The following is a 13,314-nucleotide window of genomic DNA, read 5'->3' as shown; positions in this document are numbered from 1 at the left end:
TTGGCCAACTTTTTCGTATAATCAAGCTAGTAGTATCAATAGATGGGGGATTGGGGAAAAGTGAATAAGCGAAATTTGATCCATTGGGGTGTGTTACTGGTCATTATCTTGGGGATAAGTGGCCTGGTCTTTGGGATGCATCAGATCGATACACAGGACAAAAAAGAAATCGCGACGTCTAATCGTAAGTCGGCCAAGAAAATTAAACGGGATATTCGTTCGGATGCCCGCGACAGTAGCCGACAGCGTACACATCAAGTGACTGCATTTGATCGACGTAATTTGGGGAAACGAACGCCGATTTTTACGGGCAAACTGACTACGGCATTGCAGGATAAGAAGTTCAGTGGGACGGCCTTAGTTGTGAAGAACGACCGCGTGGTTTATCAGCGGTCATTTGGGATGGCCAATGCGGAGAAAAAACAGCAGAACAAGGCGACCTCTCAGTTTGTTGTGAACTCCATTCAGAAATCGATGACGGGAATGTTGGTCATGCGGGCCGTTCAAGCCGGTAAAATTTCGCTGACGGATAAATTAAGTAAATATTACCCGAAAATTGCTGGTAGTAAGCGGGTGATATTACGGCAGATGCTCGATATGAAGGCTGGTCTGGTGGGAGAGGTTGATCCTAGTACGACGTTGTCTGAGAAAGGCGTGTACCAGTACGCTAGCCAACTGGCCCGGGTAGATAAGCAGTCAGTCAATAAGTTTAACTATCAGCCAATCAGTTTTGTTCTGTTGGCGGCCATTGTCAACCGGGTGACCGGATTATCCTACTATCAAAACTTCTATGAACACATGGTGACGCCACTGGACTTGAACCATACTTCCTTTGCCCAGATTCGGTCCACAACGAAGGGGATGACGATGGGGTATAAAGGCAATATTCCGGGTGATTACACCACGCCGGTCTCAACGTCCATGCGAGATATGGAGGCTCAGGTGGCCACTGGTAATGCGACAATGAGTGCTGGTGACCTGTTCAGAGCAGAGCGGGCCATCATTCAGGGGACTCTGTTGGCAACGCCTAGTGGAGCCAACGTGCTCCATGAAGCTAATTTGGCGGACGCAGACTATGCCGGTGGGATGTACCACTTTGAGAAGCTTGGTTACTATGGTCATGGGTTAGGAGAATTCTACGAAGGGACGTTCGTCATGAGTAAGAATGGGCGGACCGGGGTGATTTTTCTCTCAAACAATTTCTACAAGAAGACTATGTGGCCAGACTGGTCGACCGAGGAGCTAGCGAAGACCACCTTTAAACATGTGCTAACGACAAAAAGTCTTAAATAGCCTGGCGTTGGCTGCCTGCGGGTAGTAGTGTCAGCCAATTTAACGTAAAGGGGGCCGGGATTTAATCCGGGCCCCCCTTTTTAGGTACCAAGTTATTTGTGAAATTCGCCTGGCGACTTTAAATGTTAATTAGCCAATATTCAGATTAGTCTGGAAATTGATTGTGGGCCAAAACGAATTTTACTTGGATTTAACCGATTATATTAAACCGGTATACCTGCAGTTAGAACGTGAATTCACGGGTGCGGCAATAATTAGTCCGGATAAATATAGCGCTTTCATAAGAAACTGCATTGCGCTATACTGCAAGAGTCCTTTGTGAAATCTACTGGAGAACAATGACTAAGATGGGAGTGGACTACACGTGTCAGTTTCTGTTAGCTGGATTGGAGCCTTAATCGGGTTGGCTCTTGCAATTATTTTAATTCTTCGTAAATTAAATCCCGTTTACTCATTACTCCTGGGAACTATTGTGGGCGCACTTATTGGTGGTGCTAATCTTACACAAACCGTTAACATTGTGGTGACGGGCTCTCAGAGCGTGATGGGAACCGTTGTCCGGGTCTTGGCTGCTGGTGTCTTTGCTGGTGTCATGATGGAGTCCGGTGCGGCGAACGCCATTGCACGGGGAATCGTCACAAAGTTTGGTGAAAGCCTCGCTATTTTCTCGTTGGCGCTGGCAACCATGATCATTACCGCCGTAGGGGTCTTCATTCCCGTAGCTGTCCTGATTGTGGCGCCAATTGCGCTGGAAGTAGGAAGCCGGATGAAAATTTCTAAGCTGGCATTGCTGGTTGCCTTGTCTGGTGGGGGGAAGGCGGGGAACATTATCTCGCCAAATCCTAACACCATTGCTGCTGCACATGGCTTTAATATTGAATTGAGTCAATTAATGGTGGCCGATTTTATTCCCGCTGTCTTTGGGCTAATCATGACGGTATTAATTGCTACGTTGTTGCGCCATCGGGGTGCCATTGCCACGATGGCCGACGTGCAGGCCAATCAAGACCAGAGTACGTCCGATGAACCGGTAGAACTGCCTTCACTGCGGTCCGCTATTGTTGCACCCGTATTGGCAGTTATTTTGCTCCTTCTGAATCCCGTTGGGAGTATTTTACATATTGAGTTATTAGAAAAATTTGAAGTGGACGCCATGTATATTTTACCATTGGCGGGGTTAGTTGGGATGCTAGCCATGCACCAGGGCAAGCAAGTTTTGGCCTATACCAAGGCTGGTATGGCACGGATGACGGACGTCGTCTTGATTTTGATTGGAGCCGGAGCGATTGGCGGTCTGATTACGACCTCAACGCTTCCCGCAGCTATTGTACATCTGATCAAGATTTCCGGTATTTCTGGCACTTTCTTGGCCCCAATTGCTGGTATCCTGATGGCTGCAGCTACGGCATCGACATCGACCGGTGTTATTTTAGCCACCGGGTCATTCGGTAAAGCTATCTTGGCCTTTGGTACGGCGCCATTAGCGGCAGCTGTGATGGTTCATACGGGTGCTACGGTGATTGATCACCTACCTCAAGGAAATTACTTCCACGTGACGGCGAATGCGATGAATATGACTTTAAAAGAACGGATGCAGTCGGTCCCCTATGAAACGGCTGTGGGGTTGACGATGACGATTGTGGGAGTCATCATGTTTACCTTGTTCTAGATTAAGAGAAGGGATGGTTTACTTATGAAAATTGTGGTCGCCCCAGATTCATTTAAAGGAAGCCTGACTGCGAAACAAGCAGCCGAGGCTATTCACACCGGTTTACAACGGGTATTCCCGGATGCAGACTATGAAATTGTGCCAATGGCTGATGGTGGCGAGGGGACGGTGCAGTCCCTGGTTGATGCCACACAGGGGACTTTTAAACACGCCGATGTGCTGAACCCCTTAGGTGAGACCGTCTCTGCTGAATACGGGTTGTTGGGTGATCAACGAACTGCCGTCATTGAAATGGCCGCGGCTAGTGGGATTCAGTTTGTTAATAATGAGACTAAGAATCCCTTGATTACAACGACCTACGGGACCGGTCAACTGATGCTGGATGCAATGCATCACGGTGCTCGGGAAATCGTTATTGGTATTGGCGGTAGTGCTACTACAGATGGCGGACAAGGGATGGCCGAGGCGTTGGGTGTCAAGTTCCTTAACGCTGCCGGTGAGTCCATCAAGCGGGGTGGTGGTGGCTTGGCCGAGTTAGCCAGTATCGACGTTTCTGGAGTTGATCCGCTGGTGGCCCAAACCAAGGTTCGCATCGCGTCTGACGTGACGAATCCGTTGGTGGGGCCAAAAGGCTCGGCAGCCGTCTTTGGTCCGCAGAAGGGAGCGACACCAGAGATGGTTTCCGTTCTTGATGAAAACTTGGCCCATTATGCAACAATTATTAAACAAGCTTTGGGAAAAGACTTGGCAGATTATCCTGGTGCTGGTGCTGCTGGCGGATTGGGAGCGGGTCTATTAGCGTTTACCCAGTCACAAATGGAGCAGGGTGTCGAAATTGTGGTTCGTGAAACGCACCTGAAAGAGCGAGCAGTCGGTGCTGACCTGGCTTTTACTGGTGAAGGAGCTATTGATTTTCAGACGCAGTATGGGAAGACGCCAATGGGAACGGCTCAGGCTGTGAAAGCGGTCAGTCCACATGCTAAGGTGATTGGTCTGGCTGGCAACGTGGGTGAGGGGATTGACCAACTCTATGACTTGGGAATCGATGCCATCTTTGGCATCCTACCGGGAGTCGTTGATTTGCCAACTGCCATTCAAACGGGACAGGCCAATTTGGCCCGGACTGCGGAAAATATTGCTCGTGTGATCAAGTAGCCTGGTGGGTATGATTGCCAAGGAACTACTGGAGGTTTAACAGGGCTCTGGTACGGCGTTTGAAGCCACAATAAATCTTTTTGAAACGCTAAAAGCGTCAGTCTAACAAACCAAAAAGTCCGTGAAATCATTGAAGATTTCGCGGACTTTTGAACTTTATTAGGAAATAACTGCTGCTTAAGCTAAAGCACCCATTGGGTCCCATGGCGCCAAAACAGTTGGTTCTTCGGTTTCCTGAGTTTTTTTCAAATCTTCAGGTAAGAATTGTTTGTTGACAACAACTTGGTAGCAATATTCATCCATCCAAGCGTCGCTCATCACGAAGTAACCCTTCGTGCCGACCTTTTCACCCCAGGAGTTTTCAACTTTCCACTTGGTTGGCTGGCCATCGACTAAGTCGACACCAGTTAAGACCATAGCGTGGGTCATCATACTTTCACCATAATCGAGGCGTTCTGCCTTGGTCGTGGAGAAGTCGATGTTGAAAAGGGCATCCTTGTCGTAGAACTTGGTGTCCATGATTCCCTTTTGACGTTCTGAGGATTGACCAACGTCACAACCGAACCAAACGGATTGGCCAGCTTGCAATTGCTTGATGGCCAGTTGCTTGAAGTCTTGCATCGTAACGTTTAAATGCTTGACTTGGCGGCCGTTGACCACGTTACCTAACATTTCAACGGTGTAGGTGTGGTTGTATGGCTTATCGTCGGTTGGGGCGTTGATGATGGAAACGTAGTCACTTAAGTCCCAGTTGACGTACTTGTCGAAGAAGGACTTAGGGGTCAAGCCCTTGTCGATGTGGTAGTTTTTGTCATCATCGCGGTATTCGAAATCAAATTCGCTAACGGGTTCACCGAGTGAGAAGCTCAGTAAACGGTAAACTTCGCCTAACATCTTGTCCTTAGCAGCGGCAATGTCAGCATCACTAGCTTTGTCGGCAACTAATTTACGTAGAATAACGGCATCTTTACGTAGCTTTAAGTTCAACGTGCTGTTGAGTTCGCTGGACTTGGAACTGTTGTAAGTTTCAGGCATGACGGACTTAGGCACGATGCCGTACTTTTCAATGATGGCACACAGCATGTCCCATTGCCCACCGTCTTGTTGTGGGGTGGCCATTAAGAAGGCAACCTTTCGACTAGACGTTGGTTGGTCAGCAGTGGCCAAGACGTTTTCGTAAAAGTAGTTGGCTTTTTCGAACTTATCCCAGAAGTTGGCGTAATTTTGAGATAATTCAAAATCGCTTAAGTTGAAGAGGTCGGCTAAATGATGACGCATCGTGTTCAATGCGGCAAACATCCAGCAGCGGCCACTTTGCTTTTGGTTGGCAACTTTTCCAGTGTCCAAATCAATGGAGAAGACGGGAGTCATGTCGGTTTCTGATGCGTAATCGGCAGAGGTTGCTAAAATTCCTTGATGACTGACGGCCCGTTCTAAGACCTTTGCAGTGGGGTCAGCAGCTAAAGCTTGTTGATAACGGGCGGTTTGATCCGCCGTGATTTCTTTACTCAATGACGTCACTCTCCTAACTATTCTCTCATTGTACCCCAATCTTCTCATTTTTGTATAGGTCTGGTTAAAATTCGTGAGGTCAGGGACAAAAGTCTCAGGTCCTTTTGCGTTCCGAACAAATATAGTCGAAGCGTGCGACAACGGCAGTCAGCTCCGTTTAACCCCGACAGACAAACAATCTAAGCCCGGAATTATGCGTCTATCGACGTTAATGTTGGTTGACTAACCGCCCTTGGCGCACACCCTTTTGGTTGATTAGCCACCTGCTTAAGCGTAAATAGGTAACTGAGAAATTAAAAGGAAACTCACTAACTTGAAGTGCCCCATAATCGTTAGAATTACCAATCTAACAATTATGGGGCACTTCATTTCTCCCAGACGCTGGTCAGCTTTGAATGACCGGTATTTCTAATGTAGAACGCTGGGTTAGTCGTAATTTAAATGCTTGTCTTGATCTAAGCCGTTGATTTCTGCAATTTCCTCGGCCGTTAAATGAAAGCCGGAAATTTCAAAGTTTTCCCGTACCCGGGCTGGTTTTGAGGACTTAGGGAAGACCACAAAGCCAGTATCGACTTGCCACCGCAAAACAATTTGTGCCGGTGACTTACCGTACTTGTCAGCCAGCTTAGTGATGACGGGGTCTTCGAGAATCAGGTGACCGTGGCCAATTGGTGAGTACCCTTCGTTAAGCAGACCGTTGTCCGTGTCGAACTTACCTAATTCGGCTTGTACTTTGTAAGGGTGGCGTTCGATTTGGTTGACCATTGGTTTAACTTTAGCCATAGCAAAGACCTGGTTCAGTTGGTCTTCGGAGAAGTTGGAAACCCCAATGGCGCGAACCTTCTTTTGTTGGTAGAGGGTTTCTAAGGCGCGCCAAGTGTCTAAGGTGAGGTCGAAGTTTTCTTCGTTTGGCCAGTGAATCAAATATAAATCCAAATAGTCTAACTGTAAGTCACTTAACGTCTGGTCAAAGGCGGCCAGAGTCTTATCGTAACCCTGGTCGGCGTTCCAAACTTTGGACGTGATGAACAGGTCAGAACGGTCAATGCCAGATGCCTTGATGGCCGTACCAACAGCCGGTTCGTTGCCGTAAATGTGGGCGCAATCGAGATGCCGATAGCCAGCATCTAGGGCTGTCTTGATAGCTGCTGGGACGTCCTTACTGTCAATTAAGTAAGTTCCGAATCCTAACATGGGGATGGTAACGCCGTTGCTTAACTGTGTCGTTTCCATGTAATTACCTCACTCTACAAATATTTTAAAGCAATATTAAACATGTATTAATGATACACTACCGGACTAATAGTTTCACGGATGGCACCTTATCACCGGGAAGCTATTAGTTTAGACCCCATGAACAATGGGAGCTTGAACCAAAAAGAGTCTTATAAAGGCCATCAAAAAAACTGACCCATTTAATTCCACAATCGAATTAAATGAGTCAGTTTAAAATTTAGAGTTAAGTGAAAACTAGTCCCGTGCGTTCAAGACTTCTGGTCCGTCTTGGCGACCGACAATCACCGTGTTGACCGTGTCTAAGAAGAGACCATGTTCAACGACACCCACGATGCCGTTTAATGTATCGGCCAATTCATGGGGATGGTCGATTCGGCCCAGGTGCAGGTCAATGATGTAGTTCTTGGAGTCGGTCAGCACGTGGCTGCCGTCTTCTTGCATCCGGAACTCAGGGTGTAAGCCCATCTTATCCAGCTTTTCCAACACATGGGTGGAACCGAATGGGATGACTTCCAGTGGAAGCGGGAATTGGCCTAAGTGGTGGACCATCTTGCTTTCATCCACGATCCACATGTTTTTGGTCGAGTTAATCGCTACGATTTTTTCCCAGAGGTGAGCAGCACCGCCACCCTTGATTCCTTGGAAGTTGTCGTCAATTTCGTCAGCACCGTCAATGGTGAGGTCGAGGTGGTCAACTTCGTCCAATTGCTTAATGGTGATACCCAATGATTCAGCTTGCTTAGCGGAACGGTCTGAAGTGGCGACCCCCACGATGCTGAGGCCTTCTTCCTTAACGCGCTTGCCAAGGGCATCAATCATGTAACGGACGGTTGAGCCGGTACCGATACCTAAAATCATGCCATCTTTGACGTACTTTACAGCTTCTTGGCCAACGAGGGCCTTTAATGCATTCTGATCCATCTAAATGTCTCCTCTTCTGAATGTTCTAGTTTAAAGATACTGGTTGTATCGCTGCAGCTCCACTGATTGGCAATTGATGCTCTGCCAGTAACGTGGGTGCGGGATGCTGAGCAAAGTAGCGTTTGGCGTACGGGTCCAGCAATTTGACGGTTACGTGTGCCGCCATTGCTAGCTCGATGAACCGGGTGATCAGTTGAGCAGCTAATTCAGTAGCGGGCTGTGATGGCCGAACAAAAATCTGTTCGAGTACCCAGCTTGAGCCACTTAAGCAAACGTAGTGTAAGCTTGCTTGTAACTGGTCGTCGACCGTCAGGGTCAAGCGACCAGGTTCTTCCGTCAACACCATGCCAAAAACTCCTTTCTCAAACCAGTCTCACTTCGATTTTGGTCTATCAGGCAAGGGTTGTCAACTAATTTTCGAGAGAACGTGCTTTTGCTGGTAATCTGGTCTGAGGATGCTTATTCTAGTAACAGAGTGAAAGATTAGCGTTCATCTAAAAATGAGGGAGTGTCGATTTTTATGCAACGGGGATTTGAAATTGTCAGTAAGTATGCCGATCAGGGGTTAAAACTTCCTTATAGAACTACGCAGCAGGCGGCGGGCTACGACTTTGAGTGCGCCGAGGACTTTACGTTACCTTCTATTTGGCGCCATGATTTATTACACGCCTTTAAACGTCTTAAGCACCGCGAACCCTTAACGGCGACTGAGTTAATGGCCGGGCAAAGTGATTTGAAGCCTTGGTTGGTTCCGACGGGGATCAAGGCGTTTATGCAGCCAGGTGAGGTGTTGATGCTGGCTAACCGGTCCAGCAATCCATTGAAGCATAGCTTGATTCTGCCAAACGGGGTGGGCGTGATTGACGCTGATTACTATAATAATGATAAAAACGAAGGCGAAATTTTTGTTCAACTGGTCAACGTGGGTCTAACTGACCTCACTATCGAGAAGGGCCAACGGATTGCGCAGGGGATTTTTATGCCATTTTTACTCGCTGATGGGGAGCAGATTCCACGCCAGCAACGGACGGGTGGTTTTGGGTCTTCGGACAAAAATTAGGTCAGAAAAATAGCACAACGGACTAGTGGGGAACACCGATTAGGTATGCTAAAATAAAGCTAAATCAATCAAGAAAACAGGGGGATCTCCGTGGCTAAACCAAGAACAACTTATGTTTGTCAGAACTGTGATTATAGTTCACCGCGCTATCTGGGCCGCTGTCCCAATTGTGGTGAGTGGAATACGATGGTGGAAGAGGTTGTGACCCCGGCTGCTGACAAGCCCAAGCCACAATCTACGCGAACAGCTGTTGGCGGGAAACAATCCCACCCACAGCTTATGAGTGAAATTAAGCATTCTACTGAAACCCGAGTCAAGACTCAAATGGAAGAATTGAATCGGGTTTTGGGTGGTGGTATCGTACCAGGCTCCCTCATCTTAATTGGTGGGGACCCTGGTATTGGCAAGTCCACCTTACTGCTACAGGTGTCTGGGCAACTTAGTCAGACCGGAGGTAAGGTGTTGTATGTGTCTGGGGAAGAAAGTGCTTCGCAGATTAAGATGCGGGCAGACCGGCTAGTGGTTAACAGTGATAACCTGTATCTTTATCCAGAAACGGATATGGCCAGTATCCGGGCTAACATTGAACAAATGCAGCCAGATTACGTCGTGATCGATTCTGTCCAAACCATGCAGGCGCCAGGAATTGAATCGGCCATTGGGTCGGTTTCTCAGATTCGGGCTGTGACTGGTGAACTTATGCAAATTGCCAAGACTAACGGTATTACGATCTTTGTCGTGGGTCATGTGACTAAGGGGGGCGCCATTGCGGGCCCTAAGATCTTGGAACACATGGTGGATACCGTGTTGTACTTTGAAGGTGATCTGCACCATACCTACCGGATCTTACGGGCAGTTAAAAACCGGTTTGGGTCCACCAACGAACTGGGAATCTTTGAAATGCGGGAAGGCGGGCTCTATGAGGTGGCCAATCCCTCAGAGATTTTCTTAGAGGAACGCCTGAAGGATGCTACTGGTTCGGCCATTGTAGTCTCAATGGAAGGGACTCGGCCAATTTTGGTAGAAGTCCAGGCATTAATTACACCGTCAGTCTTTGGCAATGCGCAACGCACCTCGAGCGGGTTGGACCGTAATCGGGTCTCCTTACTGATGGCGGTCTTGGAAAAAAGAGCGAACCTGATGCTACAAAACCAAGACGCTTTTCTGAAAGCTGCTGGTGGGGTCAAACTTGACGAACCCGCTATTGATTTGGCAATTGCAATGTCGATTGCTTCCAGTTATCGGGATACAGCAACCGCCCCAACCGATTGTTTTGTGGGTGAAGTCGGGCTGACTGGTGAAATTCGTCGGGTCAACCGGGTTGAACAGCGGGTTGCTGAGGCTAAAAAGCTTGGTTTCAAACGGATCTACGTTCCTAAGAATAATCTCCAAGGGTGGAACCCACCGACTGGAATCGACGTTGTGGGGGTTTCCACGTTGCGGCAGACGTTGAAGTTGGCACTGGGCGTTTAACAGACGTTCACTGCCAGTGAAGGGAGGTGAATAAAACATGCGTAAGAAAACAGTGATTTTGATTGTCTTCGCCGTCATTGGTGCCATTCTAGGAGTTGCTTATCTGCCTCACATCTGGTTACTGATGGGGGTCACAAGTCCGTTAGTCGACAACATGCTCGTTAATATTTTGCTTGGTGCTATTATTTTCCTGATTTTGGGAGTGCTCTTTGCGGGCCTGTTGTTGAAACTAATCAATCAAATTGAAGCTTATTTGAATCAGCAGAATCCGGTGACCATGATTCTGGGTGCGTTGATGACCATCGTTGGGTTAGTTCTAGCGTTGTTAATTTCGTCGTTTCTGTTTAAGATTCCCAACGTTCTGTTTGGAACCGTCATTCCCGGAATTTTGATGCTACTCTTTGGTTACTTTGGATTTCGAATCGGTGTGCGGTTGAGTAAAATGCGGCCGGAGGAATGGCGGAAGCTGTTCCAACCACGAAACAAGAAGAGTACCGAGGAGAAGGCGGAAAAAGCTGTCTTAGACAAAGAGGTAGAGCCTAATTTTCATCATTACAAGATTCTAGATACTAATATCTTAATTGACGGTCGGATCTATGATCTGGCGAAGACGGGCTTTCTGGAAGGCACTCTGTTAGTGCCCAACTTCGTGTTGTATGAACTTCAGTACATTGCGGACTCCAGTGATTCAATCAAACGGGTGCGGGGTCGTCGTGGTTTGGACATTTTGAACAAGCTGCAGAATGAACACATCATGCCGATTGAAATGTACGAGGGTGATTTCGAAGATATTCCAGAAGTTGATAGCAAGTTGATTGCCCTGGCTAAACAAAATGGTGGGGTGATCGTTACCAACGACTACAACTTGAACAAGGTCATCCAGTTCCAAAATGTTCAGGTATTAAATATCAATTCTCTAGCTAATGCTTTGAAGCCGCGAGTCATTCCTGGTGAGGACATCCACGTGATGGTCGTCAAGAATGGGACTGAACGACAACAAGGGGTTGCTTACCTGGATGACGGGACGATGGTTGTGGTGGAAGACGGACGTTACTTTATCAATAAGCAGTTGGATGTAACGGTTACGAGTGCCATTCAAACGGATGCCGGACGGATGATTTTTGCTAAGCCAGCTCACTCTAGTAAGAATATCGAGGAGCAAGCTGAAAGTGAAAAATCGGCAGCCAAGGGGTCTAAAAGTACCAAGCGTTCCCGTTAGTTTACCTAAATTGGCGGAATTCTGAGAAGGATTAAGGGTCACGCCTTTATTTTTCTCGGCGAGCATTGTAAACTTAAAGCATTGCGTCATAAAATTATGACGAAGTGTCAGCAATTAAACGTGAATAAAATTTAGAAAGAGGCGCAAACGTTTTGGCGAAAAATTCAATTCGGGTTCGGTACGCACCGAGCCCAACCGGTCATTTGCACATTGGTAATGCCCGGACGGCCATTTTTAACTATTTATTTGCCCGTCACAACAAGGGTAAGTTCATCATCCGAATCGAGGATACGGATACGAAACGGAACATCGCAGACGGTGAACGGAGCCAGTTGGAAAACTTAAAGTGGCTTGGTTTGGACTGGGATGAAGGTCCTGACGTCGGTGGTGACTACGGTCCTTACCGTCAATCCGAACGACGCGACATTTACACGCCACTCATCCAACAACTGTTAGATGAAGGCAAGGCTTACGAATCTTACCGGACGGAAGATGAACTTCAAGCCGACCGGGAAGCTCAAAAAGCCCGCAAAGAAATGCCTCATTACGAATATGAATACGCTGGAATGGACGAGGAAGAAAAGCAAGCTGCTATCGATGCCGCTAAGGCTAAGGGCTTGAAGCCAGTTATTCGTTTCCGCGTACCTAAGGACGAAATCTTTGCCTGGGATGACATGGTTAAGGGGAACGTTTCCTTTAACTCTGACACCATTGGTGGGGACTTCGTCATTGCTAAGCGTGACGGTATGCCAACTTACAACTTTGCCGTGGTGGTTGACGACCACAAAATGGCTATTAGCCACGTTTTCCGTGGTGATGACCACGTTGCCAACACGCCTAAGCAATTAATGATCTACCAAGCTTTTGGTTGGGAAGCACCTAAGTTCGGTCATATGAGCTTGATCATCAGTAAGGACACTGGTAAGAAACTGTCTAAGCGTGATGAATCTGTTCTGCAATTCATCGAACAATACCGTGACCTGGGCTATTTGCCAGAGGCTATGTTCAACTTCATTCTGTTGTTGGGCTGGTCGCCAGTGGGTGAAGATGAAATCTTTAACCGTAAGCAATTCATCAAGATGTACGATGAAACCCGGTTGAGTTCATCACCTGCCACGTTTGATAGTGACAAGCTGGAATGGTTGAATAACCGCTACGTGAAGGATGCCGATGACAGTACGATTATGGACCTTGCTTTGAAGCAACTGATCAAGGCAGGTAATATCCCAGCTAACCCAGACAATCAAAAGATTGAATGGGCGCGGCAATTGATCAATCTGTACAAGCGTCAGATGAGTTACATGGCCCAAATCAATGACATGGCCTCAGTCTTCTTTGAAGAACCTGACCAAGTTACTGGTGAAGCCTTTGACGAAATCAACAACGAGACGGCGCCAGTTGTTTTGAAGGCGTTCGCTGCTCAGATTGAAAAGTTGGATTTATTTGATGCGCCGGAAATCTTTAAGGTCATCAAATCAGTTCAAGCTGAGACTGGTATCAAAGGTCGGCAACTTTGGATGCCGATTCGAATTGCTGTGACCCACGAAATGCACGGGCCAGAACTACCAGAATCCATTGAATTAGTCGGGCGGGAAACTGCTTTGACCCACATCAAACAAACCTTAGCGCAATTAGAAGGTTAATGATTTTGTAAAGAAGCCGAGTGAAGGCCAATTGGCACTTCATTCGGCTTCTTTGTTATCCCCTGGTTATGCTACAATGGAGCTACCTCAGTTTATTTCGATGAAGTAAGCTGCCGCACTGTTCGACCGGTGC

11 protein-coding genes are annotated in these 13,314 nt (G+C 47.5%); 7 read left to right on the top strand and 4 right to left on the bottom strand.

What is annotated here, in order from left to right; genetic code table 11:
* Positions 1-60: 60 nt before the first annotated feature.
* The 3 genes from AB3Y94_RS05235 to AB3Y94_RS05225 all read left to right on the top strand — a co-directional run bounded on the left by AB3Y94_RS05235 (position 61) and on the right by AB3Y94_RS05225 (position 4,117).
* On the top strand, positions 61-1,293 hold the full coding sequence (locus AB3Y94_RS05235) for a serine hydrolase domain-containing protein (protein ID WP_367295315.1): 1,233 nt from the start codon (positions 61-63) through the stop codon (positions 1,291-1,293).
* Between the two features lie 364 nt (positions 1,294-1,657).
* The gene (locus AB3Y94_RS05230) at positions 1,658-2,962 is read left to right on the top strand and encodes a GntP family permease (protein WP_367295314.1); all 1,305 of its coding nucleotides are present in this window, start codon (positions 1,658-1,660) and stop codon (positions 2,960-2,962) included.
* 24 nt (positions 2,963-2,986) lie between these two features.
* Positions 2,987-4,117 (top strand): glycerate kinase, encoded by a 1,131-nt coding sequence (locus AB3Y94_RS05225; protein WP_367295313.1) that lies wholly within the window; start codon positions 2,987-2,989, stop codon positions 4,115-4,117.
* A gap of 177 nt (positions 4,118-4,294) precedes the next feature.
* Here AB3Y94_RS05225 and AB3Y94_RS05220 read toward each other — a convergent pair whose 3' ends face one another.
* The 4 genes from AB3Y94_RS05220 to AB3Y94_RS05205 form a co-directional block, all read right to left on the bottom strand.
* Positions 4,295-5,629 (bottom strand): C1 family peptidase, encoded by a 1,335-nt coding sequence (locus AB3Y94_RS05220; RefSeq protein ID WP_367295312.1) that lies wholly within the window; start codon positions 5,627-5,629, stop codon positions 4,295-4,297.
* A gap of 426 nt (positions 5,630-6,055) precedes the next feature.
* Positions 6,056-6,862 (bottom strand): aldo/keto reductase, encoded by an 807-nt coding sequence (locus tag AB3Y94_RS05215; protein ID WP_367295311.1) that lies wholly within the window; start codon positions 6,860-6,862, stop codon positions 6,056-6,058.
* A 237-nt stretch (positions 6,863-7,099) separates the two neighbouring features.
* Positions 7,100-7,786 carry a ribose-5-phosphate isomerase RpiA gene (gene rpiA / locus AB3Y94_RS05210; RefSeq protein WP_125693017.1) on the bottom strand — a complete coding sequence of 229 codons (687 nt, stop codon included), beginning with the start codon at positions 7,784-7,786 and terminating at the stop codon, positions 7,100-7,102.
* Positions 7,787-7,811: 25 nt separating this feature from the next.
* Positions 7,812-8,132, bottom strand: coding sequence for an N-acetyltransferase (locus AB3Y94_RS05205; protein ID WP_367295310.1), 321 nt, complete (start codon positions 8,130-8,132; stop codon positions 7,812-7,814).
* Positions 8,133-8,306: 174 nt separating this feature from the next.
* Here AB3Y94_RS05205 and AB3Y94_RS05200 point away from each other — a divergent pair, with 174 nt between their 5' ends.
* The 4 genes from AB3Y94_RS05200 (at position 8,307) to gltX (ending at position 13,181) form a co-directional block, all read left to right on the top strand.
* Positions 8,307-8,846, top strand: a complete 540-nt coding sequence (locus tag AB3Y94_RS05200; RefSeq protein ID WP_367295309.1) for a dUTP diphosphatase — start codon at positions 8,307-8,309, stop codon at positions 8,844-8,846.
* 90 nt (positions 8,847-8,936) lie between these two features.
* Positions 8,937-10,319 (top strand): DNA repair protein RadA, encoded by a 1,383-nt coding sequence (radA, locus tag AB3Y94_RS05195; RefSeq protein ID WP_367295308.1) that lies wholly within the window; start codon positions 8,937-8,939, stop codon positions 10,317-10,319.
* A gap of 37 nt (positions 10,320-10,356) precedes the next feature.
* Complete coding sequence (locus tag AB3Y94_RS05190; RefSeq protein ID WP_367295307.1) at positions 10,357-11,538, top strand: PIN/TRAM domain-containing protein; 1,182 nt, start codon at positions 10,357-10,359, stop codon at positions 11,536-11,538.
* Between the two features lie 152 nt (positions 11,539-11,690).
* Positions 11,691-13,181: a glutamate--tRNA ligase gene (gltX, locus tag AB3Y94_RS05185; RefSeq protein ID WP_367295306.1), complete on the top strand. Its 1,491-nt coding sequence runs from the start codon at positions 11,691-11,693 to the stop codon at positions 13,179-13,181.
* Positions 13,182-13,314: the final 133 nt, after the last annotated feature.

The organism is Levilactobacillus yonginensis (assembly GCF_964065165.1).
Lineage (GTDB): Bacteria > Bacillota > Bacilli > Lactobacillales > Lactobacillaceae > Levilactobacillus > Levilactobacillus yonginensis_A.
This window is presented reverse-complemented; position numbering and strand designations above follow the sequence as displayed.